Source organism: Pseudomonas cedrina subsp. cedrina, from assembly GCF_001983175.1.
GTDB lineage: Bacteria > Pseudomonadota > Gammaproteobacteria > Pseudomonadales > Pseudomonadaceae > Aquipseudomonas > Aquipseudomonas cedrina.
The window spans coordinates 404,332-429,593 of record NZ_MNPW01000001.1 but is presented as its reverse complement, the minus strand read 5'-3'; the positions used below and the strand labels follow the sequence as shown (position 1 = coordinate 429,593).

At 61.5% G+C, this 25,262-nt stretch carries 20 protein-coding genes and 1 pseudogene; 8 read left to right on the top strand and 13 right to left on the bottom strand.

Annotation, left to right across the window (positions count from 1 at the left end; translation table 11 throughout):
• The first annotated feature begins 171 nt into the window (after positions 1-171).
• Genes BLL36_RS02040 through BLL36_RS02030 form a run of 3 tightly spaced genes read left to right on the top strand, consistent with a single transcriptional unit; the run spans position 172 to position 1,800 of the window.
• Positions 172-852 carry a class I SAM-dependent methyltransferase gene (locus tag BLL36_RS02040; RefSeq protein ID WP_076949808.1) on the top strand — a complete coding sequence of 227 codons (681 nt, stop codon included), beginning with the start codon at positions 172-174 and terminating at the stop codon, positions 850-852.
• 4 nt (positions 853-856) lie between these two features.
• Positions 857-1,576 (top strand): lipopolysaccharide kinase InaA family protein, encoded by a 720-nt coding sequence (locus BLL36_RS02035; RefSeq protein WP_076949807.1) that lies wholly within the window; start codon positions 857-859, stop codon positions 1,574-1,576.
• Positions 1,573-1,800 (top strand): hypothetical protein, encoded by a 228-nt coding sequence (locus BLL36_RS02030; RefSeq protein WP_076949806.1) that lies wholly within the window; start codon positions 1,573-1,575, stop codon positions 1,798-1,800. Before BLL36_RS02035 ends, BLL36_RS02030 begins: the two co-directional genes overlap by 4 nt.
• Positions 1,801-1,871: 71 nt before the next feature.
• On the opposite strand, the gene BLL36_RS02025 is transcribed toward BLL36_RS02030, so the two are convergent.
• From BLL36_RS02025 to BLL36_RS02005, 5 genes are all read right to left on the bottom strand, one after another.
• Positions 1,872-4,949 (bottom strand): multidrug efflux RND transporter permease subunit, encoded by a 3,078-nt coding sequence (locus BLL36_RS02025; protein WP_076949805.1) that lies wholly within the window; start codon positions 4,947-4,949, stop codon positions 1,872-1,874.
• The gene (locus BLL36_RS02020; RefSeq protein ID WP_076949804.1) at positions 4,946-6,103 is read right to left on the bottom strand and encodes an efflux RND transporter periplasmic adaptor subunit; all 1,158 of its coding nucleotides are present in this window, start codon (positions 6,101-6,103) and stop codon (positions 4,946-4,948) included. Before BLL36_RS02020 ends, BLL36_RS02025 begins: the two co-directional genes overlap by 4 nt.
• Before the next feature lie 220 nt (positions 6,104-6,323).
• Positions 6,324-7,421 (bottom strand): DUF1513 domain-containing protein, encoded by a 1,098-nt coding sequence (locus tag BLL36_RS02015; RefSeq protein WP_076949992.1) that lies wholly within the window; start codon positions 7,419-7,421, stop codon positions 6,324-6,326.
• A 2-nt stretch (positions 7,422-7,423) separates the two neighbouring features.
• Entirely contained in the window at positions 7,424-8,488 is a 1,065-nt protein-coding gene (locus BLL36_RS02010) for an imelysin family protein (RefSeq protein ID WP_076949803.1), read from the bottom strand.
• Between the two features lie 31 nt (positions 8,489-8,519).
• Positions 8,520-9,959 (bottom strand): di-heme oxidoreductase family protein, encoded by a 1,440-nt coding sequence (locus BLL36_RS02005; protein WP_076949802.1) that lies wholly within the window; start codon positions 9,957-9,959, stop codon positions 8,520-8,522.
• A gap of 138 nt (positions 9,960-10,097) precedes the next feature.
• Between BLL36_RS02005 and BLL36_RS02000 the strand changes: the two genes are divergently transcribed.
• Complete coding sequence (locus BLL36_RS02000) at positions 10,098-10,661, top strand: NAD(P)H nitroreductase (RefSeq protein WP_076949801.1); 564 nt, start codon at positions 10,098-10,100, stop codon at positions 10,659-10,661.
• A gap of 129 nt (positions 10,662-10,790) precedes the next feature.
• Here the strand turns inward: BLL36_RS02000 and BLL36_RS31590 are convergent, their stop codons facing one another.
• From BLL36_RS31590 to gap, 8 genes and pseudogenes are all read right to left on the bottom strand, one after another.
• Positions 10,791-11,546, bottom strand: a complete 756-nt coding sequence (locus BLL36_RS31590) for a methyl-accepting chemotaxis protein (RefSeq protein ID WP_394329467.1) — start codon at positions 11,544-11,546, stop codon at positions 10,791-10,793.
• A gap of 102 nt (positions 11,547-11,648) precedes the next feature.
• Positions 11,649-12,788: pseudogene (locus BLL36_RS31585) on the bottom strand (PDC sensor domain-containing protein); the annotation flags it as partial.
• Between the two features lie 278 nt (positions 12,789-13,066).
• Positions 13,067-13,468 carry a YbaN family protein gene (locus BLL36_RS01990; RefSeq protein WP_076949799.1) on the bottom strand — a complete coding sequence of 134 codons (402 nt, stop codon included), beginning with the start codon at positions 13,466-13,468 and terminating at the stop codon, positions 13,067-13,069.
• 274 nt (positions 13,469-13,742) lie between these two features.
• Positions 13,743-14,351, bottom strand: coding sequence for a biliverdin-producing heme oxygenase (locus BLL36_RS01985; RefSeq protein ID WP_076949798.1), 609 nt, complete (start codon positions 14,349-14,351; stop codon positions 13,743-13,745).
• A gap of 133 nt (positions 14,352-14,484) precedes the next feature.
• A complete protein-coding gene (locus BLL36_RS01980) occupies positions 14,485-17,049 on the bottom strand; it encodes a TonB-dependent receptor (RefSeq protein ID WP_076949797.1) in 2,565 nt (854 codons plus the stop codon).
• A 115-nt stretch (positions 17,050-17,164) separates the two neighbouring features.
• On the bottom strand, positions 17,165-18,133 hold the full coding sequence (locus BLL36_RS01975; protein WP_076949796.1) for a FecR family protein: 969 nt from the start codon (positions 18,131-18,133) through the stop codon (positions 17,165-17,167).
• A 75-nt stretch (positions 18,134-18,208) separates the two neighbouring features.
• Positions 18,209-18,727 (bottom strand): RNA polymerase sigma factor, encoded by a 519-nt coding sequence (locus BLL36_RS01970; protein WP_076949795.1) that lies wholly within the window; start codon positions 18,725-18,727, stop codon positions 18,209-18,211.
• A 201-nt stretch (positions 18,728-18,928) separates the two neighbouring features.
• Positions 18,929-19,930 (bottom strand): type I glyceraldehyde-3-phosphate dehydrogenase, encoded by a 1,002-nt coding sequence (gene gap, locus BLL36_RS01965; RefSeq protein WP_076949794.1) that lies wholly within the window; start codon positions 19,928-19,930, stop codon positions 18,929-18,931.
• 221 nt (positions 19,931-20,151) lie between these two features.
• Here gap and edd point away from each other — a divergent pair, with 221 nt between their 5' ends.
• The 4 genes from edd (at position 20,152) to BLL36_RS01945 (ending at position 25,261) form a co-directional block, all read left to right on the top strand.
• Positions 20,152-21,978, top strand: a complete 1,827-nt coding sequence (gene edd, locus BLL36_RS01960; protein WP_076949793.1) for a phosphogluconate dehydratase — start codon at positions 20,152-20,154, stop codon at positions 21,976-21,978.
• Positions 21,975-22,931, top strand: a complete 957-nt coding sequence (locus tag BLL36_RS01955; RefSeq protein WP_076949792.1) for a glucokinase — start codon at positions 21,975-21,977, stop codon at positions 22,929-22,931. Before edd ends, BLL36_RS01955 begins: the two co-directional genes overlap by 4 nt.
• 136 nt (positions 22,932-23,067) lie before the next feature.
• Positions 23,068-23,802, top strand: coding sequence for a response regulator (locus tag BLL36_RS01950; RefSeq protein ID WP_015885655.1), 735 nt, complete (start codon positions 23,068-23,070; stop codon positions 23,800-23,802).
• 31 nt (positions 23,803-23,833) lie between these two features.
• Positions 23,834-25,261, top strand: coding sequence for an ATP-binding protein (locus tag BLL36_RS01945; protein WP_197678487.1), 1,428 nt, complete (start codon positions 23,834-23,836; stop codon positions 25,259-25,261).
• Position 25,262: the final 1 nt, after the last annotated feature.

Genomic DNA, 25,262 nt, shown 5'->3' with positions numbered 1-25,262 from the left:
CCTGCCAGAGGTCCCCGCAATTCGGCGAAGATGGCCCCATGCTATTGCTTATCTCTGTAAAGTCTTGAAATGTATGGGGATTGGACAGGACAAGTTTTTCACAAAGGGTTGACCTCTTGATCACAGACTGCTGCCTAAGGTTGTCGGCATCAGCAACTGGAGATCTGCAAGATGTCGACCCCGATCAAACTTGAATTTTCCGACAAGTACGACGACGAGCATGCCCACGAATATTTGCTCAAGCATCAGGACAATCTGGCTCGCCGGTTGTCCCACAAACGCGACGAGCAATTGGCCCGTGGCGCGCTGGCGATGGCGGGTGAGCCCGGCCTGGTGCTTGACCTGCCGTGCGGAGCCGGGCGTTTCTGGCCGCTGCTGGCCGAAAAACCCAACCGTGTGATTATCGGTGCCGATAACTCTGCATCCATGTTGAAGGTCGCGTCGGTCGCCCAGCCCGCCGAAGTGGTGAAACGGGTACGACCCTTGCAGACATCTGCGTTTGATATCGAGCTGCCGGATAACTCGGTCGACAGCATTTTTTGTATGCGCCTGTTGCACCACATTGGTGACCCGGCGCACCGGCTGGCGATATTGCGGGAGTTTCAGCGCGTTACCCGTGACAGCGTGATCATTTCGCTGTGGGTCGACGGCAATTTCAAAGCCTGGAAACGCAAGCGTCTCGAAGGGCAGCGTCGCAAGAAAGGTGAGCAGGAAGGTTACCAAAACAGATTTGTGTTACCGGCTGCTACTGTCGAAGCGGAATTCGAGGAAGCCGGGTTTCGTGTTCAGGAGTCCCTGGACTTCATACCGCTGTACGCCATGTGGCGGGTGTATGTATTGCGCAAGAGGTAACACGATGGCAGTTGAGTGCGTAGCAGGCAGTCACGTAGCGCCCGAAGAGAGATTCGATTATTTCTGGCGTCAGCAAGGCGAGTGGGTTGAAGAGCCCAACCGCCGGCGGGGTGGTGAAAGTGGCGTGCAGCGCGTAATGAGCGCCAATGGACGCTTGCTCTACAGCAAGCGCCAGACCGGACATATCTACCGCAGCTGGCTGCACCCCTTCGGCCGCCCCACCGTGTTACGCGAGCGCGACGCCATCAAAGGCCTGCGCCTGTTGGAAGTGCGCGTCCCGGAGATGGTGTTCTGCGAAGCGCGCCGCGACCCCGAGCACCGCTGGCAGGCCCTGCTGGTGACAGCCGCCCTCGACGGCTTCGATGAAATTGAAAACTGGTACGCCGCCGGCGGCCGTGAGCGCTACGGTGAGGGGGTACACGAGCGTGTACTCAAGGAATTGGCCGGCACCCTGGCGCGCATGCACAAAGGCCGCTGGCAGCATGGTTGCCTGTACATCAAGCATATTTTCGTACGGGTGACGGGCGAAGGTGACTCGGCCAATGTTCAAGTGGCGCTGCTGGATTTCGAGAAATGCCGCCAGCGCCTGACCGCTTATCGGGCAGCGTCCCATGACATGCTGCAATTGCGCCGCCATTCGTCGTGGAGCGATACCGACTGGCAAAAACTCAGCTACTTTTACGAGACGGCGTTTGGCAGCGCTATCAAGGGTTTAAGCAGATGAAGCTAGAAATAGCACGAGGTTTGTTTCTGGTCGGGGCGCTGGGCGTTGCAGCCGTGGCGCTGGCGGCGTGGGAACAGCCTCGCACACAGGTGCTCAGTGCAACGCACAGTGGCGAGCAATGCCCCCTGCCGCGCGTTGCCAAGGCAAGTGTGGCGGTCAAGCCTGATCATGACCTGTTGCTGTTCATGTTCGGCATGTCGCAAGGCATGAGGCCGCAGAGTTGAAACGGTTCAGACAACAATACAAGGCCTCGCCATGCGAGGCCTTTTTTTTGAACCTAAATCGCACCCGCTTATCACTCAAGCGGGGATTGTCGCGGCAGGGATGCGCTGCCGGCTGTCTGGGCTGCAGGGTCTGCCTTGGTCAGCACCGTGTACACAGTGGGCAGGACGAACAAGGTGAATAGCGTCCCGATCGACATGCCGGTGGCGATCACCAGGCCAATATCAAACCGGCTGACCGCGCCTGCTCCGCTGGAAAAAATCAGCGGAATCACCCCCAATACAGTTGCCATGGTCGTCATCAGCACAGGTCGCAAGCGGATTGCGGCGGCCTCCTCGACGGCGGCGCCGGGTGACAGGCCTTGTTCCTCGCGCAGTTGGTTGGCGAATTCGACGATGAGGATGCCGTGCTTACTGATCAGGCCGATTAACGTGACCAGGCCGATCTGCGTGTAGATGTTCAGGGTCGACCAGCCCAGGAACAGCGCGACCAATGCACCACATATCGACAGCGGCACCGTCATCAGTATCACCATGGCGTCGCGCAGGCTGCCAAACTGTGCCGCCAGCACCAGGCCGATGATTGCCAATGCCAGGCCGAAAGAGCCCCAAAGCGCATTTCCCTCCTGAACAAACTGGCGGGTAGCGTTGCTGTAATCGAAGGTGTAACCGGGCGGCGCCTCCTCCTCGGCGATGGTTTGCAGGGTTTGCAGCGCATTGCTCATGCCCACAATCGGAAACCCGGACACGATGACCGAGTTGAGCTGTTGGAACTGATTCAACTGCCGTGGCCGCACCCGTTGGCTGGATACCTTGATCAACGTCGAAAGAGGCAGCAGTTGACCCTTGGCGTTTTTGACGGCGTAGTGGCTCAACCATTGCGGGCTGTCCCGGTAGGTGCGCTCGACCTGGGCAATCACTCTGTAGAGCTGGCCTTCGATACTGAACCGGTTGATTTCCGTTTCCGCCAGCAGGGTTGCCAGCGTCAGGCTCAGGTCTTCCATGGATACGCCCATTTGCGCGGCCTTGGTCCGGTCGATATCGATCACCACTTCGGGGCGGTCGAACGCCAGGTCGATGTCCACGTAGGCAAATTTCCCTGAGTCGATCGCGCGCTGTTTGACGCGTTCGGCCACGCTCATCATCGACTCATAGTCTTGCTGGGAACTGATCACGAACCCGAACGGCAGCCCTTCGCCTCCTCCCGGCAGGGAGGGCAGGCTGAAGGCGAAGACTTGAAGGCCGGGGATACTGTCGAGTTTTTCGCGTAAGGGCCCCAGGACCTGCGCCTGTGTCCGATCACGCTCTTTCCAGGGTTTGAGTAGAAAGCCCCCGACCCCCGAATGCACGCCTTCAAGGCCGTTGATCTGGAATGAAGCCTGGTATTCGGGCAGGGTCTTGAACGGCTCGATAAAGTCTTGCGTATAAGAATTCAGATAGGAAAGGTTGGTAGGCTGCGGCGCATTGGAAAGGATGAATATCAGGCCCTGGTCCTCATCGGGGGCCAGTTCCGACAGGGTGAACATGAGCATCACCGGAATCAGGCCGAGGACGAGCAGGGCGAATACCAGAACCACCGAGCGCGCCTTCATGACCTGATGCAGGCGGCGCTGATAGCGGCTTTTCAATGTATTGAAGAAACAATCCAGGATCAGGGCCAGGCCTTTTGGCTGTTCCCCTGGGCGCAGCAGCACGGCGCACATCATCGGTGACAGCGTCAGCGCCACGATACCGGAAATCACGACGGCGCCGGCGAGCGTCAGGGCGAACTCCTTGAACAACGCACCCGTAAGACCTTGCAGGAAACCGATAGGTGTATACACCGCGGCCAGTGCGATGGTCATGGACACCACTGGCGCACAAATCTCCCTTGCGCCTCTGATTGCAGCTTCAAGGGGGGACTGACCCCTTTCGATATGCCGGTGAATGTTTTCCATTACCACGATGGCATCATCGACGACCAGGCCGATCGCCAGAACCATGGCCAGCAGCGTCAGGATATTGATGGAGTACCCCATTGCTTGCATGAAGACCAGCGTGCCGATCAAGGACAGTGGAATAGTGATCACCGGAATCATCACCGAACGCAACGAACCGAGAAATAAAAACACCACCAGCACGACTATCAGCACGGCCTCCATCAGGCTGGACAGCACTTGGTCGATAGAGGCGTTGATGTACAGCGTCGAGTCATAGGCAACGTTCACGTCCAGGCCGGGCGGGGCCTGCGATTGCAATTGCGGCAGCAGTTCGCGAACGTGCCTGGCCAATTCCAGCGGGTTGGCCTCGGGGGTCGGCTTGATGCTGATATAGATAGCAGGCACACCGTTGAACGTACTGAAACTCTCGTAGTTCTGTGAGCCCATTTCCACCCGTGCCACATCACCCAGGCGTACCTGGCTGTCGCCATTGGTTTTCAGGGGGATCGCACTGAAGCCCTCGACCGATTGGAGTTCGGTGTTGGTCTGGACGCTGGTGACCACCCATTCACCGGTCACATCACCTGCGGTGGGTTGCACGTTGTAGCGCTTGATTGCCTGCGCGACCTCGCTGGCGCTCAAACCAAACCCGGCGAGTTTTATCGGATCCAGCCACAGGCGCATGGCGAAGCTCTGGTTACCGATGATCTGGGCTTCGGCCATCCCCGGCAGGGTCACCAGCCGAGGCTGGACCACACGCCGCAGGTAATCGGTGATCTGTGCATTGTTCATGGTTTCGCTGGAAAAACTCAGGTACATCAGCGCGGTATTGTCCGCCGCGACTTTGCTCAAAATCGGCTCTTCAATGTCGCGAGGCAACTGGTTCCTGACTTCATTGGTCTTGGCCAGCAGGTCGGTGAACAAGCTGTCGTTGTCGGCACCGACTCGGCCGTAGATCGAGATGACCGAAATGTTCTGGCGGCTGGAAGACTTCATGTAATCGATGCCTTGCGCGCTTGCCAGGCTCTTTTGCAGCGGTTGGGTGATGTAGCTCTGAACACTTTCGGCACTTGAACCCGGGGAAACCGTGGTCACCGTGATCAGCGCACTTTCCATTGTTGGGAATTGGCGCAGTGGCAGTTTCCCGTAGGCCTGCAAGCCCAGTAACACGATCAGCAGACTCACCACCAGCGCAAGTACCGGGCGGCGGATGAACAGGTCGGTGAAGGTCATTCCTGATGCTCCCGACGGGCCGGCAGTGGCCGGTCACCTGGCTGAGTCCTGTCAATGCTGATGCGCACCGAGGTGCCATGCTCCAGCTTGTTCTGGCCGGCAGTGACAATCTGTTCACCCTGATGCAGGCCTTGTTCAACCACCACAAGGCCATCACGCCGCTCGCCGGTCTGGACCAGGCGGCGCTCGACGATCAGGACCGGCGTACCGTCCTCATGCAGCGCCTGCCCCTCGCTGTCGTCGGGTTGTGTCACAACGTATACGTATTGGCCGTAGGGACTGAACGTAATCGCGCTTTCCGGGATTACCGTGCGCAATGCCGGGTCAGCCAGCAGTATCCGCAGGTCGGCGAACATGCCTGGCAGCAGGCTTTCGGGTGGGTTGGCCAGGGTCGCGCGGACCAACACATTTCGGGTGCTGTCATCAACGATCGGGTTGATCGCGCTGACGTTGGCGATGCTGAAAACATCTGGGCGTGCGGAGACTCCGACCTGAACCGACTGGCCGATCCTGATCAGTTGCGCGGCTTGCTCGGGGACATAGAAATCAACGAAAAGGCTACTGGTGTCCTGCAGGCTGGCGATCACTGTGCCACTTTGCAGGAAGTCACCCCTGTCGACCTGGCGAATACCAATGGTGCCGCTGAAAGGGGCGACGATGTGTTTCTTTTTCAGCGCTTCGTGACGTTGCGCAACAATAGCATTGTGCCGCTTGAACTCGGCACTGAGCCGGTCGTACTCGCCTCGGGAGATGGCGTTGATCGCCACCAGTTCCTTGCCGCGTGCCAAGTTCTGCCGGGCCAGGCTTTGGTCGGCCTGCGCCATGTCCAGCTCGGCCTGTTCGGTCTGATGCTCAAGCTGCAGCAACAGTTGCCCTGCCTCGACCGCTTGTCCCGACTCGAAGAGCAACTGCGTGACGACGCCGGGCACTTGCACACTCAGATCGATCCCTTGCGCTGCTTTGACCGTGCCGGCCGCCGGCAACTGGCGCTGCCAGCGTTTTTCAAAAACACTGGACACCGCCACGCTCACGGGCGGTTTCGGCGCATGCAGAATCTGCAGTTGTTGGTAAACCCAGAGTGCTTTGTAACCGGCAAGCATCAGTACGACTAACAGGACGATGCTGAGCATGGTAATCATCCGACGGCCCGGCATGGCTGGTTCCTTATGGGGGTAGGTTGCGCGGCGCTGCATGAAGGGCGCACAGGCAGGACCGTCCGGCGGCCCGATGAGCGCCGCAGTTTTCACGAGAAAGAAGGGAGGGATAAGCAGTAAAGTCGGGAGTTTCTGTAGGGATACAGATCGCGGGGCGAAAGACATTTCCGTATGTCTTGTAGGGGCAGTACGAGTGTTACGGGGGGAGAGCGCCTGAGCGTCAGATCAGATGCAGATGGTTATCCCAGAGCCCTGCCGGCAACTCCAGCGGTTCGGCTGCCAGCTGTTTCTGGCGGCAATCGTAGAAGCGGCAACGGCCCTGGCCCGATGTCACGACAAACCCATCGTCCACTGCGCCCACGCCGGCGCAATCAGGCAAGGGCGCATCCAGGCGTAGCGCACCGCTGTCCATGTCCCAGATGAAGAAGCGGTTGCCCCGCGGCGCGGTCAACGCCACCAGGCGCAGTTCGCTGTGCACCGCGACGCTGGCGGTGTAGTGCCCCATGGCCTGCAATTGTTCATCGGCCACCGGGAAGGCCGCGAACGGCTGGCCCGGACGTTTGATCGCCAGCAACTCCGAGCGCTCCTGGGACGGCCCCATGAATTGCTGGCCGGTGAGGATGGTGCCATCGCTGGCGATCCCCATATGGCGCACGCTGTTCATCTGCTGGCCCAGGGTTTCCTTGCTGATCAGGCTGCCATCGCGGTGCATCAGTACCAGGCTCGGTTCCATGGCGTCGAGGTTCATCTCCACGCGGCTTTCGGCTTCGGTACGTATGCCGCCGTTGGCTACCACCAGGGTCTCGCCATCGGGCATCCACGACACCTGGTGCGGGCCAATGCCGTGGGTGGAGATTTCGCCGTCATGCACCAGCCGTTCGCCTTCGAACCGGTACACGCCGAGCAGCCCACGGCCGGGGTCGGACGTGTCGTTTTCGGTGGCGTACAGCCAGTCACCGCTCTTGTGGATGACCGCGTGGCCGTAGAAGTGGCGATTGACGTTGGAGGTGATGGTTTGCAGCAGCGCGCCATTGCGCAGGTCGACCAGGTAACTCTCGGTGCCCGGGCGACGGGCTACAAACAGCGCAATCGGCAGTGTCGGGTGGTTGATGATGTCGTGGCAACGCTGGCCGACCTGGGTGGCGAACACTTGTTTGCCGTCCAGGCGATAACCCACGGCGTAGTGCTTGCCGTCTGCATCATCGCGCGCCGACAGCAGCAGCGGGCCCGCGGATTTGCCTTTGAATAGCGTCCAGCCACCCAACGTGAGCGCGCTGAGCAGCACGCTGCCAACGGCCAAAACCTGTCGCCTGAGCATCATCAGTCACCGTCGTTGGCGTTAAAGCCCAGTTGGATGCCCAGCGCCTTGGCCAGCTCGCCTTCGTGCAGGCGGTGGACAACGTTGAGGCTGTCATAGATATCGTTGAGCTGCTGGCGCCCGGCGTCGTCGGCCAGCAGTTCATTGAGGGTGCGCTGGTTGCTGGCGAACAGTTTCAAGGATGCGGCATAGGCGGCGTCGATCTTGTCGGCCAGCGGCTTCTGCTCGGACGGCAGCAGGCCGCGCAAACCTTTGTTGTCGACCCCGACCCACACGGTCTGGGCAGCGGCGAGGCTGGCCTCAAGGCTTTGCAGGGACGACTGGCTGCGCCATGCGTCGGCCTGGAACGGCTGCGCAATGCCCTTGGTCTGGCGACCCATCGGCGTGCCGAGCTTTTTCTTCAGGGTGTCCAGGGCGGTCACCTGGACGCGTAGCAGATCGGCGATGGCTTCGTGGGAATCGGCGTAGCGTTGGTTCGGAAACTTGGTCATCTGCGCCAACATGCCGTCGGTGCTGTTCCAACTGGCCAGGATCTCTTCGGCGAGGGCCTTCTGACGCTCGCCGATGGCCACCAGCAGCGGGCAGTAACGGGCTTTCTGGGCGTCGTCGGCGAGGTCGGTCTTGGCGTCGTAGAGAATGTACTCGTAGGCCGACAGGCCTTGCACCACGACGCTGGACTTGGCCAGGGCCGCGCCATCGATCTGTGGCTGGCTGGCAACCAGTTGCTCGACCTGGCGGCCGACCAGGTTCTTCTTGTCCGGCCAGAACTGCACCTGCCACGCACGGTTGCCTTCAGCCAGCGGGCCGATCAACAGCGGTTGCAGTTCGGCCCAGGCTTTCTGCGCATGCAGGAAGTCGGCGCGGGCAGTGTCCAGGCTTTCCTTGCCCTGGCAATAGGCCAGGGCGCTGACGGCCAATTGGCGGTCGGCTTCGACCCAACGGCTGTAGGTTGGCAGGATCACTTGCTTGGCGATGGCCGCCGAGGTCACCGCTTGCGGGTCCTGGGGCGAGCAGGCGCCCAGGGCAAGGGCGGCAAGGCTGGTGAACAACAACTTGGGACGGAACATGTCGAGCTCCCTTCTGTAAGTGGGGCAAAGCTTATAGAGCATTCAGGAACGCCAGCAACGCAGCGCGTTGCTCGGCATTGAAGGACAACACATGCTGCTGCGCCGCCTGTGCTTCACCGCCATGCCACAGCACGGCTTCGAGCAGGTTGCGGGCGCGGCCGTCATGCAGGAACTGGGTGTGGCCACTGACGGTCTGCGTCAGGCCGATGCCCCACAACGGCGGCGTGCGCCAGTCGCGGCCACCGGCCTTGAATTCGGTGCGGTTGTCGGCCAGGCCCGGGCCCATGTCGTGCAACAGCAGGTCGGTGTAGGGGCGGATCACCTGGTTGGCCAGTTCAGGTTCGGCGGCAGAGGCCGACGTGGTGAACGACGGCGTATGGCAGCCCTGGCAGCCCGCTTGATAGAACAGGTTCTTACCGGCCAGCACCTGCGGCGAGTCGACGTCACGGCGCACCGGCACAGCGAGGTTACGCGTGTAGAACAGCACCAGGCGCAGGATATTGTCGCTGACTTCCGGCTCGCCCTGCGGGCCATTGCCGTTGGCTGCCTGTTTGCAGGCGACCTGGGTGTCGGTGCAGTCATCAAATGGCCTGAGAGATGTGGTGAGGCCCATATCACCAGAAAACGCGTGAACATTTTGTTGATTGAGATTGGGCTGACCGGCTTTCCAGCCGAAACGCCCCAGCACGGTTTTCTGCTGGGCGTCATCCCACACCTGGTTGGCACGGCCGACGATGGCGCCCTTGGCGGCGGTCTTCGGGTCGGTGTTGCGCAGGATATCGGCGTCGCTGATGGCTTCGAGCAAACCCAGGCCGATCATCGGCGGGGCGATGCGTGCCGAGAAGCGTGTGTCCGGCTGCATCGGGCCGTAGCTGAGCTGGGTGATCTGCAGGTCCGGCTTGCGCAACTCCACCACCGTGCCGTCCTTGAACGTGACGTTGACCGGGGTGTAGTCGACCCGCACCTTGCCTTCGGGCGCGACGCCGGGCACCGCCATGTCCTGCAGTTGCCCGCCGTAGACCGGTTCGGGCACCACGCCGGTCTGTTCGATGAGGCGCGCATAGTCCGGCTGATCCTGGGCAGACACAGGGATCGACAGGCGCACCAGCATCGACACCGCATTGGGGGCGTCGGGCAACGGCGGGTGGCCACGACCGTCTTTTATATGGCAGTTCTGGCAGGCATTGGTGTTGAACAGCGGGCCCAGGCCATCACGCGCCGTGGTGGTGGACGGCGCGATCACCCAGGGGCTGCGAAAGAAGCTGTTGCCCACGCTGAAATCCAGGCGACGCGTGGGCGACAGGTTGGCCGAAGGCAGGGAAAACGCGTTCTGGTCGCGCTTGTTCACCGTCGCGGCGCCGCCCGCTCGCGATTCACCGGGCTCGGCCTGGGTGAAGCGAGGCGCGTCATCGCAGGCAGCCAGGCTCAAGGCCAGCAGTGCTGCGTACAGGCGAAAAAGCGAACGGAACATCGAGTTTCCCGAGCGAAGACACAAAATGAGGGCGCAAAGTTTAACAGGGCGGGGCGCAATGAATAAGAGCAATTATCGTTTGGTCGAATCCGATTCATTCCCGCTAGAATGACCGCACATTTTTCTCTGGAGGTGGCCATGCAGGCTCTCGACGCTTTGCTCAACCGTGTTTCCGTGCCGCGCTTGCTGGAACCGGCACCGACCCAGGAGCAGCGCGACGTGCTGTTCGCCGCAGCCATGCGTGCGCCCGACCACGGGCAATTGCGGCCTTGGCGCTTCCTCACGGTTGAAGGCGCTGCCCGCGAGCAGATGGGCACGCTGCTGGCCGAAGCGGCCCGCCTGCAGGATGCCGACGCACCGCAAGCGGCCATCGACAAGGCGCAGAACGGTCCGTTGCGCGCGCCGCTTGTGGTGGTGGTGATTGCCCGTCTGCAGGAGCATTTCAAGGTGCCGAAATCCGAGCAACTGCTGGCCGCCGCCTGCGCGGCCCATGGCATCCTGTTGGCGGCTTATGCACAGGGGATTGGCGCGGTGTGGCGCACCGGCGAATTGTCCTATTCGGCCCACGTCGCCAAGGGCCTTGGGCTCACGGCGGGCGAGGAAGTGATTGGCTTCCTCTACCTGGGCACGCCGCAGAACCCGCCGCGTACGGCGCCGAAGGAAGACCTGACGCCCTTCGTGCAAGCCTGGCCCGGCGTTTAAACCACCACAATCCTGTGGGAGCTGGCTTGCCTGCGATAGTCTCGACTCGGACCCTCAGGGAAACCGAGTCGTCTGCATCGCGGGCAAGCCCGGCTCCCACAGGGGATCTCTAGGGTCCGAGGGATCGGTTTACACCTTGAACTGATCCATCAACTTCATCTGCTGGCTGGCCAATGCATTGAGTTGGCTGCTGATAGCCGCCGACTCGGTGGCTTGGCCGGTGAGGGTTTCGGTCACGGTGCGGATCGCCGAGACGTTGCGGTTGACCTCTTCGGCCACCGCGCTCTGTTGCTCGGCGGCGCTGGCGATCTGCAGGTTCATGTCGCTGATCACAGTGACGGCCTCGCTGATCTTGCCCAGGGCCTGCACCGCTTGGTGGATCTGCCCGGCGTTGCTCTGGGCCTGGCTCTGGCTCGAATGCATGGTTGCCACTACGCCTCGCGTGGCGCTCTGGATGCGTTCGATTACCAGGCGAATTTCTTCCACCGAATCCTGGGTACGCTTGGCCAGGTTGCGCACTTCGTCGGCAACCACGGCAAATCCTCGCCCGCTTTCTCCGGCGCGCGCCGCTTCGATGGCGGCGTTGAGCGCCAGCAGGTTGGTCTGCTCGGCGATGCTGCGAATCACTTCCAGCACTGAGCCGATCTGCTCGCTGTTGACCGCCAGGGCTTCGACTTCGCCCACGGCCTTGCTGACTTCTTCGGCCAGGGTGGTGATGTCGCGGGTGCTTTTCTCGATGATCGACATGCCTTCACGCGCCGACTGGTCGGCACCGCGTGCCGCGCTGGCGGCGTTGGAGGCGCTGTTGGCCACATCGTGCGCGGTGGCGCTCATTTCATTGGAGGCGGTGGCCACCTGGTCGATTTCGCGGAACTGCACTTGCATGCCTTCGCTGGTCTGGCGCGCGATGGCCGATGACTGGTCAGCGGTGCCACGGGCGTCGGTGATGCTTTGCTTGATCTGCGCGATGGTCGGTTGCAGCTTGTCGAGGAAGCGGTTGAACCAGTTGACCAGTTCGCCCAGCTCATCCTTTTTGGCGTAGGCCAGGCGCTGGGTAAGGTCGCCGTCGCCGCTGGCGATGTCCTTGAGCATGGCGGCCACGCTGTTGATGGGGCGGGTCACGCCGGTGGCGGTCAGCCAGATCAGCAACAAACCAAGCAAACCTGCGCCGGCGCCCACCAGCAAGGCTTTCAGGGTGCCGCTGGCCTGGGCTTCGTCGAGCAGGCCTTGCAGCTTCAAGGCATCGGCGAGCATCACGTGTTTGGGCAGTTTGATCACCACGCCCCAGGCCTTTGCATCGGCGATGGGCTTGACCGGGTAAACCGCGCGGATCGTATCCCCCTGTTCCCGGTTGACGTAGCTGTCACTGGCCAGCAGTTGCACGATTTCCTTGCCCTCGGCACCGAGGATGTCGATCAGGTTCTTGCCCACCTTGGCCGGCTCACCGCTGTAGGCGGCAATCAGGCCGGTACTGGAGATGATCTCCAGGTGTGTGGCGCCGTCGAACAAGGTTTTTTGCGCGGCATCGGTGAGGGCTTGCAGGCTGTTGAGGGCGATATCAAGACCGACCACACCAATAACCTTGCCGTCCACGATCAATGGCAAGGAAATAGTCGTCATCAGTACCGGCGTGCCGCCCACCGTGTCTTCGTACGGGTCGAGCAAACAAACGCTGCGCGTATCCCGCGGGCAGGTGTACCAGATGTTGTAGGGCGTACCGCTAAGGTTGAGGGTGGTCTTGGTCAGGTCTTCTTCGACCATGATGGTGTTCTGGCCTTGGCCGCCGGCGCGGCTCCAGTAGCTGGAGAAGCGGCCTTTTTCGTTGGACGCGCGAGCCTTGTCGTCGATGAATTCGCTGTCCTTGCCATCCAGGCCGTTGGGCTCGAATGACAGCCAGACGCCCAGCACCTTGCTGTTGCGTTCAAAGGTGGTCTTAAGGCTCTGGTTGAGTTCTTCACGCAAGGCGCCCGGTTCCAGCGAGCGCTTGGCGGCCAGGTTGCGCAAGTGCTTGACTTGATCGGCAAGGGCGGTCACCACCAGCAGGTTTTCGCCAAAGGTTTTCTGTAGCTGCACCGCTTGTTCGGCGGCTTTGGATTGCAGCAGGTTCTCGACACTGCTGGTGAGCATTCGCGAGCTTGAATCACTGATCAGATGGTCGTTCTGATTTGTTTCGTACAGGTTGATGCTGATGATCAGCGCGATCACACCCAACAGGCACAGCCCGGACAGCAGCACGATTTTCAGGCGGATGGAGAGGGTGTCGAACATAGGTCACTCGCGAATGGACAGGTGAAAATGCAGGCAGGCAGGGCCAAGTCCATTCGACGCCATGCCTGAAACATCGGCGTCTTAAATCAATTCATGAGAGGCAGGCGATGAGTGGTAGGAAAACGCTACGCGCGGCGTTATACGGGTGCTGCAAGCCGTTCCGGGCGTGACCAGATCCACAGGTTGCCCAGGCTCATCCCGGCAATCGCCAGGTAGATCGGCCAGCCGTGGTCGAGCATCACCAGCATCAGGATGGCGCACAGCAGCATGCTCAACGTGGCGCTGACCTTGGCCCGGCGGGCGATGATCCTGCCATTGCGCCAGTTGGACAGGATCGGCCCGAACAGCCGGTGGTTTTCCAGCCAGGCACTAAGGCGTGGCGAGCTTTTGGTGGCGGCCCAGGCGGCCAGCAGGATGAACTCGGTGGTGGGTAAACCCGGTATGACAATCGCCACCAGCCCGATGCCCAGGCTGACGTAGGCCAGCAGGCCGAAGAGGAGTTGCGCGATTTTCGAGGTGGGTTGGGGTTTGCCGGTCATAGATAGGTCGGGGTATCACAGAAAATCAATTATGAAATGAGATCTAGTGTGGGAGCGGGCTTGCTCGCGAATGCAGTGTGTAGTGAGCGGGCTTGCCCCGCGCTGGGCTGCGAAGCGGCCCCAACCAGGCAACTCGGTTCTACCTGAAAGGACGGCGGTGTTTTTATTGGGCCGCTTCGCAGCCCAGCGCGGGGCAAGCCCGCTCACTACAGGCCGTATTCGCGAGCAAGTCGCACCGCCGCTCCCACATTTTTTATCGCATTCCAACCAAGGGTCAGGCCAGTTCAGGCGCGCTAGCGTACGCCTGTTCCAGCAATACGGTGAAGCGTACAAACGCGTCGATCGCGCCTTTTTCCGCTGCGGCTTCTTCCTCGGCGCTGAATTCCAGAGCGTCGAGGGTGCGGGTGAAGCGTTTCCAGCCTTCGGCGCGACCACCCGCCGGCTCGCCCAGGTGGCGGGCGCCGAAGGTTTCGCTCAGGCCCAGGCCCACGGCGCGCTTGATCAGGAACGCTGCACCCAGTTTGGAACCTTCCGACACGAACAGCCAGCCCAGGGCTTCGGCCTTGCCGGGGTGCTTCACGGCGCCGGCGACCGGTGCCGGAACATCGGTGTCCAGGTCGGCCAGGTCCAGCCTGGCGGCTTCGGCGCGGCAGCGCTCGGCCAGGTCCGGCACGATCTGGTTCAGCTCGGCATCGTTGTACAGCGCTACCAGTTCCGACTGGAACAGGTACTGCGCCACGACGAAGCGCGCGAAGTTGGCCTGGGTTTCGAAGGGGGCGTGGGCCTTGACCAATGCGTCGAGCTTGGTGTGTGGCTCATGGGTGATCTGGTTCAGGCGCTGGGAGCGTAGGCTTGGGCGTTCTGGGGTAGGGGAAGCGGTCATGAAAAAATCCTTGAGAAGGGAAGCGCCTGGGTGCCCGAAAGAGAGCTGTTATCAACTAGACGAACAAGAAGACGCGGCACAGTAAAAAATCCTCACCTCGCCGATGAGATTTCGACGAGGTGAGTGGGGCGGCTCAGATATCCCAGATCACGTTGATCGCGAAGTTGCGCCCCGGCTGGGTCAAGCGGTCGAGGTTGGCCGGCGAGGTCACACCGGCTTCGCCGACGCCGTCGTAGCTGCGCACGTCATCCCAGTTCCAATACTTTTTGTCGGTCAGGTTGTAGAGGCCACCGTTGACGGTCACATCGTTGGTGACTTTGTAGAAGGCGGTCAGGTCGAGAACGCCGAAGCCCGGGGTTTTGAACGGACCCGTAGTGCTGCCGTCAGGCGCATGGAAGGTGGTGCTGTCGACGCGATCCTGTTTTTTCACCAGGGTCCAGCTCAGCAGGCCACCATAGTTGTCCTGGTCGTAGCCCAGGCCGAATACGCCCTTGAGCGGGTTGACGCTGTTGAGCGCTTCGCCATTGTCGTCGTTGCGGCCATAGGTGTAGCCAATCGAACCCTGGCTGTACAGGCCTTGCGGCGCGCCGAACGCGTCAAGGTTCAGGCGACCTTTGGCTTCGATCCCCTTGATGGTGGCGTGCTTGATGTTGTTGGCTTCGAATTGCTGTGAGGTACCGCCGGCGACGGAGGCGTCCTCGTCGATGAAGTTGCGGTATTTGTTGTAGAACACGGCGATATCAAACGAACCGGAATCGAAGTTGCCGCGAATCCCTGTTTCCACGCCCTTGCTGCTTTCCGGCTTGAGGTCCGGGTTGGGTTCCACGGTGTAACCCTGCTGCAGGTTCTCAAAACGCCCGTACAAGGCTTTGGCGGAGGGGGTGCGGAAGCCTTCAGCGTACTGGCCAAACCAGGTGTAGTGATCGGTCAGCGCGTAGGTCAGGCCGAACTTGGGCGTCACACGGTGCCAGGTTTTTTCCTTGTCGCTGTGGGCGTAGATCCGCGTCGGGTCGACGGTGTTGAGGAACTCTTCGGTCAACTTGGGCTTGAGTTGGGTGTAGTCATAGCGCACGGCGGGCAGGAATGTCCATTTGCCCCAGGCGATCTGGTCCTGTGCGAACAGCGAGTAAGTGTTGATGGTCGGATCCGGGAAATCGCTGGCCTTCCTCACGCTGTCACCGGCCGATGGGCTGGGTGCGCCGATGGCCGTGCAACCGCTGCCGACAGCCAGGCAGGTGGCGGCGCCTTCGCGGGAGCCGGTGACTTTCTGCTGCTTGAGAGTGGTGCCGTAAGTCACCTGGTGATCGGTGTCGCCGATGTTGAAGGCCTTGTTCAGCTGGGCATCGAAGACCCACTGTTTTTCTTCATACAGGGTTTCGCGGGTGCGCAAGACACGGCGGGACGGCTGGTAGATTTCGGCGGTGGACTGGTCGGTCTTGGCGATCTGGTAGTTGAGGCTGGTCTTGATCTGATCGGCAATCGGCGAGTCCAGGGCGAAGCGGTTTTCGATACCGAAACGCTCGCGGGTGATGGTGTCGTTGCCGGACCGCGCACGGTAGAAGTTGAAGCCGCGCCCGCCGGTGAACGGCCCGCCCACGGCACTCTTCAGGTTGACGTCGCGATCATCCTTGTACTTCTCGTACGTCAGGCCCAGGCGATTGTCATCGCCATAGTTCCAACCCAGTTTGGCCAGCACGTTGGTGGTGCGTGCCTCTTCCGGGTTGGCGCCGGTGCGCGCCAGGCCGGTGGCGTTGTTGCCGTCGTAGGACTCCATTTCGTGGCCATTGCGCTGGCTCAGGTGCAGCAAGCCGTCGAAGTCCTGTACACGACCGGCGACGGTGCCGGAGGTCAGCCAGCTCTCGTCGGCGGAGCTGTAGCCGGTCTTCAGGCGGGCGCCGTAGTCTTGGTCGGGCTTGATGATGTCATCCGGGTCGAGGGTGAAATAGCTGACGGCGCCGCCGATGGCGCTGCTGCCGTACAGCGCCGAGGCCGGGCCGCGCAGGATCTCCACGCGCTTGACGATTTCCGGGTCGACGTAGTTGCGGCGGGTCTTGGCATAGGGGCCGTTGAAGAAGTTGTCCGGCACTTCCACGCCATCCACCTGGGTGAGGATGCGGTCGCCATCGATGCCGCGAATGTTGTAGCCCGCATTGCTCGAGCGGCCCCCGGCGCCGCCTACCGAGACGTTGGGTTCATAGCGCACCAGTTCACGAAGGGTATTCACGTTCTGGCGGTCGAGTGCTTCGCGTTCCTGCACGCTGACGGTGCTCGGTACGCTGCTCACGTCCTGCTCGTTGCGGGTGGCGCTGATGGTCACCTGTTGCAGGTTGAGGGTGCTGCCCGCTGTGCGTTTTTCCAGGACGATGTTGTTATTGCCCAGTTTGCGGTAGCTCAGGTTGGTCCCCACCAACAGCCGGTCCAGGGCTTTTTCCGGTGACAGCGGGCCGCGTACGCCGGGCGACGACACGCCCTGGCCCAGTTCCGCCGGCAGGCCGATTTGCCAGCCGGTTACCGTGGTAAAGGCATTGAGTGCCGAAACCAGTGGCTGCTGCTCGATGCTGAAGGTGTAGTTGCCGTGGCTGCGGGACGCAGGTTCGGCGGCGCTGGCGGTCATCACCGGCACGCCGGCCAGCAGGAGGGCGGCGGTCAGCAAGGACAGGACGGGCGAAGAAGACCGGCGGTTGAAACAAGGGGACATCGAGAGCGCTCCGGGGGTACGAATCTTATAGTTGCGCACTGACCAAATAGGAATCAGTTGCATTGACTAAGACGAGACGTACCGCCGCCTGCTATCGAGTAAAAATAATTCTCATTTAGTTCAAGATGACCAGCGCCGGATATTCCGACAGCTTGGCCGAGGTGATATGCGCCAGGGAGCGCACCACGTCCAGCGGTTGGTCGAGCCGGTAATTGCCGGTGACGGCCACGCTGGCGAGCCTGTCGTTGGTGCTGACGATCCAGCCGGGGTAGTAGCGCCGCAGCTCGGCGAGCACTTCGCCCATTGGGCAGTTTTCGAAGACCAGCCGACCTTGCACCCAGGCCAGGTCTTTGTTGGCATCCAGCTTGGCAGGCTGGCCGAAGCCCTTGGGCCCGATGCGGATACTTTCACCCGCGCTCAGGCGCACACGGGCATCGTTCACGTTGTTGCTCAGGTCGACATCGCCGCGCTGCACTTGCACCTGGGCTTCACCGTCGAGGTAGCGCACGGCAAAGGCGGTATCGCGCACACTGGCGCGCACCGGGCCGGCGTCGATTTCCAGGGGCAGGCCGTGGCCTGGGGCTATTTCGAAGAACGCTTCGCCCTGGTAGAGGCGGGCGATGCGCTGGTGGTCCTGGATGGTGCTGGAGAACGCCGAGTTGGTGTTCAGCAGCACCTTGGAGCCGTCGTCCAGTTGCAGGCGCTGGCGTTCGCCCACCACGGTAAGGTGGTCGGCTTGCAGGCGCACCGGCAGGTTGCTGAAGCTGAACAGGCCGATCAGCAGCACGGCGGCCGTGGCCAGCGGTTTCCAATGCGGCTTGATCCGGCGCCAGGCGCTGGGCTTGCGCGGCGCCGCCAAGGCAACGGCGGCACTGTGCACCGGCGCGCCACCCCAGGCGGCCTGGGCTTTGGCGAACGCCTGGGCGTGGGTTGGATCACCGGCCAGCCAGGCTTCAAACTCGGCCTGCTGGCCGGGCTGCGGGCATTGCAAGGCGATCAGCCAATCGAGGGCCTGGTCCATAGCCGCGTCTTGCAACACCTCATGAGCCAGCTCATGGGGGCGCAGTTTATTCGGGTCCGTCACGGTGTGCCTCGGGTCTTCGCCACGTTCTATTCATCGTTTCCCACAGCTTGTGTCGACACTTCAGTCGGGTGCAGCTTAAGGCCGATCCAGTCGCTCGGCCACACCTACACAGATGGCCATGATCAATTTCAGTTCCTTTTGCACGGTGCTCAAGGACACGTGCAACTGATCGGCGATCTCCTGATAGCTGCAACCGTGCAGGCGACTGAGGATGAAGATCTGCTGCTGACGCGGGCTCAACTGGCCGAGGCTGACACTCAGGTGCTCGAGCAGTTGCTCGGCCTGGGTGGCATCTTCGGGCGTACTGATGGGAGCTACGACGCTTTGCAGGACGTCCAGCGGTACATCTTCCTGCAACGTACGGGCCTGGATCCTGCGCGCGCGCAGATGATCCAGCGCCAGGTTGCGCGCGGTCTGATAAACGAAGGGTTCAAGGTGATCGATCGGCCGCTCGCTCAGGGCCCGGGTGACGCGCAGGTAGGTTTCCTGCAACAGGTCCTCAGCGGTGCTGTGGTTATTCACCATGCGCTGCAGGGTACGAAGCAGAATCACCCGTTGGGTGAGAAAGACGTGGTTGAAGCGAGATTGGCTCACAGAGATACCAGACCGGTTTGCAGTTAATGATAATGCTTATCATCAACTGAAATGGCAAGTGGCACTTTGAGATGCAACCTATGCTATCGAGCTTCTGTGGGAGCCGGGCTTGCCCGCGATGCAGACGACTCGGTCTTTCAGCCAGACCGAGGTGATGCAATCGCAGGCAAGCCAGCTCCCACAGGGGATCTGCATGTCCAATTATTCGGCGTTGCAGAGCGCCAGGCAGTTATCCAGCATACGGTTGGAGAAGCCCCATTCGTTGTCGTACCAGGCCAGCACCTTCAGCAATTTGCCGCTGACCTTGGTGTGGTTGGCATCGAAGATCGACGACAGCGGGTTGTGGTTGAAGTCGCTGGAAACCAGCGGCAGGGTGTTGTAGCCGAGGATCTTCGAATGCTGGCTGGCGTCCTTGAGCAGCGCGTTGACTTCCTCTGCCGTGGCTTCCTTCTTCAATTGCACGGTAAGGTCTACCAGCGACACGTTGATCACCGGCACGCGCACGGCCATGCCTGTCAGCTTGCCCGCCAGTTCCGGCAGGACCAGGCCCACCGCTTCAGCGGCGCCGGTTTTGCTCGGGATCATGTTCTGGGTCGCCGAACGCGCACGGTACGGGTCGGTGTGATAGACGTCGGTCAGGTTCTGGTCGTTGGTGTAGGCGTGAATGGTGGTCATCAGGCCGCTTTCGATGCCCAGCTCGCGGTGCAGCACCTGGGCAACCGGCGCCAGGCAGTTGGTGGTGCACGAGGCGTTGGAGATGATCTGGTGGGATTGACGCAGAATGTCATGGTTTACGCCATAGACCACGGTGGCGTCCGCGCCCTTGGCCGGTGCCGAGATGATCACCTTGCGCGCGCCGGCGCTGATATGGGCGGCCGCCTTGTCGCGGTCGGTGAACAGGCCGGTGCATTCGAACACCACGTCGATATTGTGCGCGGCCCATGGCAGGTCGGCGGGGTTGCGAATGGCGCTGACGGCAATCCGGTCACCATTGACGGTCAGGCTTTCCTGATCGTGGGCGACCTCTGCGTCGAAAGTGCCATGCACGGTGTCGTATTTGAGCAGGTGGGCATTGATCGAACTGTCGCCCAGATCGTTGATGGCGACGATCTGCAAATCCTGGCGGTAGCCTTGGGTATACAGTGCGCGCAGGACATTACGGCCGATACGGCCAAAACCATTGATTGCGATACGAAGAGTCATTGGAAAGCGCCTATCGTCGATTTGTTGTAAGAATTACAAGATTATTCGCATAAAAATAGAAAACAAGCCTTTTTAGTGGCAATATTTTGTTCAATCTACAACGAGTGACCTGAATCAACTGGTCCGATGATCCAAACGACTCCCTGCCATCCCATGTGCTGCGGGCGTTTGATCAGCATAGACACTCAGGTCGCCACATCCGTTAGCCTGGAGTTCTACACATGCATCCCCGCGTCCTTGAGGTCACCGAACGGCTTATCGCCCGCAGCCGCGCCACCCGCGAGGCTTACCTTGCACTCATTCGCGGCGCAGCCAGCGACGGTCCGATGCGCGGCAAGCTGCAGTGCGCCAACTTCGCCCACGGCGTGGCCGGTTGTGGCACTGAAGATAAAAATAGTCTGCGCATGATGAATGCCGCCAACGTGGCAATTGTTTCTTCATATAACGACATGCTCTCGGCGCATCAGCCGTATGAACACTTCCCGGAACAAATCAAGAAAGCCCTGCGCGAAGTCGGCTCGGTCGGCCAGTTCGCCGGCGGCACCCCGGCCATGTGCGACGGTGTGACCCAGGGCGAGCCCGGCATGGAGCTCAGCCTGCTCAGCCGTGAAGTCATTGCCATGTCCACGGCGGTAGCGCTGTCCCACAACATGTTCGACGCCGCGCTGATGCTGGGCATCTGCGACAAGATCGTCCCCGGCCTGATGATGGGCGCGCTGCGCTACGGCCACCTGCCGATGATCTTTGTACCGGGCGGGCCGATGCCGTCGGGCATTTCCAACAAGCAGAAGGCCGACGTGCGCCAGCGCTACGCCGAAGGCAAGGCCAGCCGCGAAGAGCTGCTGGAATCGGAGATGAAGTCCTACCACAGCCCCGGCACCTGTACTTTCTACGGCACCGCCAACACCAACCAGTTGCTGATGGAAGTGATGGGCCTGCACTTGCCGGGCGCCTCCTTCGTCAACCCCTACACGCCTCTGCGTGATGCGCTGACCCGCGAAGCCGCGCACCAGGTCACGCGCCTGACCAAGGCCAACGGTAACTTCACGCCGATCGGCGAGATCGTCGACGAGAAATCCATCGTCAACGCCATTGTTGCGCTTAACGCCACTGGCGGTTCCACCAATCACACGCTGCACATGCCGGCCATCGCTATGTCGGCGGGCATTATCCTTACATGGGACGACATGGCCGACCTCTCCGAGGTGGTGCCGACCCTGTCCCACGTGTATCCAAACGGCAAGGCCGACATCAACCACTTCCAGGCGGCGGGCGGCATGTCGTTCCTGATCCGCGAGTTGCTCGAAGCCGGGCTGCTCCATGAAGACGTCAACACCGTGGCCGGCAAGGGCCTGAGCCGTTATGTCCAGGAACCGTTTTTGGTCGACGGCGAGCTGATCTGGCGCGACGGTCCCATCGAGAGCCTCGACGAAACCATCCTGCGCCCCGTGGCCCGTGCGTTTTCCCCGGAAGGCGGCTTGCGCGTGATGGAAGGCAACCTGGGGCGCGGCGTGATGAAAGTGTCGGCGGTAGCCCCGGAGCACCAGGTCGTCGAAGCGCCTGCGGTGGTGTTTCAGGATCAACAGGACCTGGCCGATGCGTTCAAGGCCGGCCAGCTGGAAAAAGACTTTGTCGCGGTGATGCGCTTCCAGGGCCCGCGCTCCAATGGCATGCCGGAATTGCACAAGATGACACCGTTCCTCGGCGTGTTGCAGGACCGTGGCTTCAAGGTTGCCTTGGTAACGGACGGGCGTATGTCCGGCGCGTCGGGTAAGATCCCCGCCGCGATTCACGTCAACCCCGAAGCCCAGAGCGGCGGGCCACTGGCGCGGGTACGCGATGGCGATATCATTCGCGTGGATGGCGTGAAGGGCACCTTGGAGCTTAAGGTGGACGCCGAAGAATTTGCAGCGCGCACGCCTGCCACTGGCCTGTTGGGCAATAACGTGGGCGCCGGTCGCGAGCTGTTTGCATTTATGCGCCTGGCCGCCAGCTCCGCAGAGCAGGGCGCCAGCGCCTTTACCTGTGCTTTGGAGACGCTTAAGTGAAGTTAGCGCTGGTCGGTGATATCGGGGGGACCAACGCGCGTTTTGCGTTGTGGCGCGATCAGGCACTGCACTCGATCCGAGTGCAGGCTACGGCGGATCATTCCAGCCCTGAGGACGCGATCAAGGTCTACCTCAAAGAGGAAGGCCTGCACATCGGCGACATCGGCGCTGTCTGCCTGTCGGTGGCGGGGCCGGTGAGCGGGGATGAATTTAAATTCACCAACAATCACTGGCGCTTGAGCAAGACTGCGTTTTGCCAGACATTGCAGGTGGATGAACTGCTGCTGATCAATGATTTCTCGGCCATGGCCCTGGGCATGACCCAGCTCAAGCCCGACGAATTCCGCGTGGTCTGCGAAGGCACGCCGGAGCCCCTGCGGCCGGCCGTGGTGATCGGCCCGGGTACTGGCCTGGGCGTTGGCACCTTGCTGGACCTGGGCGCGGGGCGCTTTGCCGCGTTGCCAGGGGAGGGCGGACATGTCGACCTGCCCCTGAGCAGCCCTCGGGAAACCCAGCTGTGGCAGCATATTTACAGCGAGATCGGGCATGTCAGCGCTGAAACCGCCTTGAGCGGTGGCGGGTTGCCACGCCTCTACCGGGCGATCTGCGCGGTCGATGGCCATGCGCCGGTGCTGGAAACGCCCGAGGCCATTACGGCAGCGGGCCTGGCCGGCGACCCGGTGGCGATGGAAGTACTGGACCAGTTCAGCATCTGGCTGGGCCGGGTGGCGGGCAACAATGTGCTGACCACTGGTGGCCGCGGCGGTGTGTACATCGTGGGCGGGGTGATTCCGAGGTTTGCCGACTTCTTTATCACCAGCGGGTTTACCAGAAGCTTTGCCGACAAAGGCTGCATGAGCGACTACTTCAAGGGCATCCCGGTGTGGCTGGTGACCGCGCCGTATTCGGGGTTGACTGGGGCGGGTGTGGCTTTGGAGCAGGCATTTGCGTAAGCCGTGATGACGCCATCGCGGGCAAGCCCGGCTCCCACAGAGGAATGCGTTTCAATGTGGGAGCTGGCTTGCCTGCGATGAGTCCCTCAAGGGCAACAAATGACTTAAGCTTGGCCATAACAACAAGGAGGACCCCGTGAGCGTAATCAGTAAATCGATTCTCCTCGTCGACGACGACCAGGAAATCCGCGAATTGCTGCAAACCTACCTCAGTCGCGCCGGTTTCCAGGTGCGTGGCGTGCCGGATGGCGCCGGGTTCCGCCAGGCGATGAACGAGGCGCCCTGCGACCTGGTCATCCTCGATGTGATGCTGCCGGACGAAGACGGCTTCAGCCTCTGCCGCTGGATCCGCCAGCACCCGCGCCAGGCGCAGGTGCCGATCATCATGCTCACCGCCAGCTCCGATGAGGCCGACCGTGTGATCGGCCTGGAACTGGGCGCCGACGACTATATCGGCAAGCCCTTCAGCCCGCGTGAGTTGCAGGCGCGGATCAAGGCGTTGTTGCGCCGTTGCCAGTTTGGCCAGGAGCGCAGCAGTGGTGGCGACGTGCTGGTGTTTGATGAATGGCGCCTGGACATGATCAGCCACCGTCTGTTTCATGTGGATGGCGAAGAAGTCATCCTCTCCGGCGCCGACTTTGCCCTGCTCAAATTGTTTCTCGACCACCCGCAACAGATCCTTGACCGCGACACCATTGGCAACGCCACCCGGGGGCGCGACCTGATGCCGCTGGACCGTATCGTCGACATGGCCGTCAGCCGCTTGCGCCAGCGCCTGCGCGACACCGAAAAACCACCGAGGCTGATCCGCACCGTGCGCGGCAGCGGTTATCAACTGGCAGCCAGCGTGGTTGCCGGCAATGCCCATTGAACAGGTAACCGAACGCCGTCGACGTTTCCCCGTGCCGCGCTCACTGCTGGGTCGCATGCTGCTGCTGACCCTACTGGCCGTGTTGTTCGCCCAGGCGCTGTCCAGCGTGATCTGGGTCTCGCAATTGCGTGCCACCCAGCTCGAAGGCCTGGTCACCAGCGCCCGCAGCCTGGCGCATTCGATGACCGCCAGCGCAAGTTATTTCCGTTCGTTGCCCGTGGCGTATCGCCCGTTGGTCCTCGACCAGTTACGCAGCATGGGCGGCACGCGTTTCGTCGTCACCCTGAACGACCGGCCACTGGACATGCAAATACTGCCGCAAACGCCGCGCAAACAAGCGGTGCTCGATGTGGTGGACGAAGTGCTGCGTCAGACCCTGGGGGCCGATGTGCTTATCTCGGTGGAGTTTGTCAGCGCCGAAGACCTGCGCATTTTCAATGCCGGCCTGAAGCTCGATGAGCTGCCGCGTTCCTGGGCCCATTACGCGCTGACCCTGGAGCCGGTGAACCCGCCGGTGCTGGTCACCCAGATCCAGCTTGCGCCTGGCGAATGGCTGTATATCGCCTCGCTGTTGCCCGAGCCCTACACCAGCCTCGAAGAACAGGGGCTGCCGTCCCAGCAAGTGTGGTTCATCGTGCTGACCAGCGGTTTCCTGTTGCTGTTTATCGGTTTGCTGGTGCACTGGCAGAGTCGGCCCCTCAAGCGCCTGGCGCGGGCGGCGCGGGACATGTCCCTGGGCGCCGATGTGGAACCGGTCGCTGAAGGCGGCGGCAGTGAAGTGGTGGAAGTGGGCCGTGCGTTCAATGCCATGCGAGAGCGCATCAGCCGTTACCTCACGGAACGCAGCCAATTGTTCAGCGCCATTTCCCACGACTTGCGCACCCCGATCACCCGCCTGCGCCTGCGCGTGGAACTGCTCGAAGACGAAAACCTGCAAACCAAGTTCGGCCGTGACCTGGATGAGCTGGAGTTGCTGGTCAAAGGCGCGCTGCAGTGCGTGAAAGATACGGATATTCACGAGAACATCGAACCGGTGGACCTCAATCATGTGCTCGACTGCCTGGTGGAACCTTACGTGGCGCCCAATGGCAATGGCCGCGTCACCCAGTACGGCCGTGCATTGAGCGCATACCCGGGTAAACCGCTGGCGCTCAAGCGTTGCATCGGCAACCTGATCGACAATGCGTTGAAGTACGGGCAGAACGCTCATCTGCACATCGAGGATGACGGCGCGCAATTCGTCCTGCACGTGGATGACGAAGGGCCTGGGGTTCCGGAGCAGCGTCTGGAGCAGGTGTTCGAACCGCACTTCCGCCTGGCGGGGCAGCAACAGGGCTATGGCCTGGGGCTGGGGATCGCGCGCAACATTGCCCATAGCCATGGCGGTGAAGTGAGTTTGCAGAATTTGCGCGAGGGTGGGTTGCGGGTGACGTTGCAACTGCCGCGCGGCTTGGACTGAA

Bases quoted from the DNA above. Each gene is read 5' to 3' on its own strand.
- BLL36_RS02040 (WP_076949808.1), top strand. From the start codon at position 172: ATGTCGACCCCGATCAAACTTGAATTTTCCGACAAGTACGACGACGAG.
- BLL36_RS02035 (WP_076949807.1), top strand. From the start codon at position 857: ATGGCAGTTGAGTGCGTAGCAGGCAGTCACGTAGCGCCCGAAGAGAGA.
- BLL36_RS02030 (WP_076949806.1), top strand. From the start codon at position 1,573: ATGAAGCTAGAAATAGCACGAGGTTTGTTTCTGGTCGGGGCGCTGGGC.
- BLL36_RS02025 (WP_076949805.1), bottom strand. From the start codon at position 4,949: ATGACCTTCACCGACCTGTTCATCCGCCGCCCGGTACTTGCGCTGGTG.
- BLL36_RS02020 (WP_076949804.1), bottom strand. From the start codon at position 6,103: ATGCCGGGCCGTCGGATGATTACCATGCTCAGCATCGTCCTGTTAGTC.
- BLL36_RS02015 (WP_076949992.1), bottom strand. From the start codon at position 7,421: ATGCTCAGGCGACAGGTTTTGGCCGTTGGCAGCGTGCTGCTCAGCGCG.
- BLL36_RS02010 (WP_076949803.1), bottom strand. From the start codon at position 8,488: ATGTTCCGTCCCAAGTTGTTGTTCACCAGCCTTGCCGCCCTTGCCCTG.
- BLL36_RS02005 (WP_076949802.1), bottom strand. From the start codon at position 9,959: ATGTTCCGTTCGCTTTTTCGCCTGTACGCAGCACTGCTGGCCTTGAGC.
- BLL36_RS02000 (WP_076949801.1), top strand. From the start codon at position 10,098: ATGCAGGCTCTCGACGCTTTGCTCAACCGTGTTTCCGTGCCGCGCTTG.
- BLL36_RS31590 (WP_394329467.1), bottom strand. From the start codon at position 11,546: ATGCAAGTGCAGTTCCGCGAAATCGACCAGGTGGCCACCGCCTCCAAT.
- BLL36_RS01990 (WP_076949799.1), bottom strand. From the start codon at position 13,468: ATGACCGGCAAACCCCAACCCACCTCGAAAATCGCGCAACTCCTCTTC.
- BLL36_RS01985 (WP_076949798.1), bottom strand. From the start codon at position 14,351: ATGACCGCTTCCCCTACCCCAGAACGCCCAAGCCTACGCTCCCAGCGC.
- BLL36_RS01980 (WP_076949797.1), bottom strand. From the start codon at position 17,049: ATGTCCCCTTGTTTCAACCGCCGGTCTTCTTCGCCCGTCCTGTCCTTG.
- gap (WP_076949794.1), bottom strand. From the start codon at position 19,930: ATGACTCTTCGTATCGCAATCAATGGTTTTGGCCGTATCGGCCGTAAT.
- edd (WP_076949793.1), top strand. From the start codon at position 20,152: ATGCATCCCCGCGTCCTTGAGGTCACCGAACGGCTTATCGCCCGCAGC.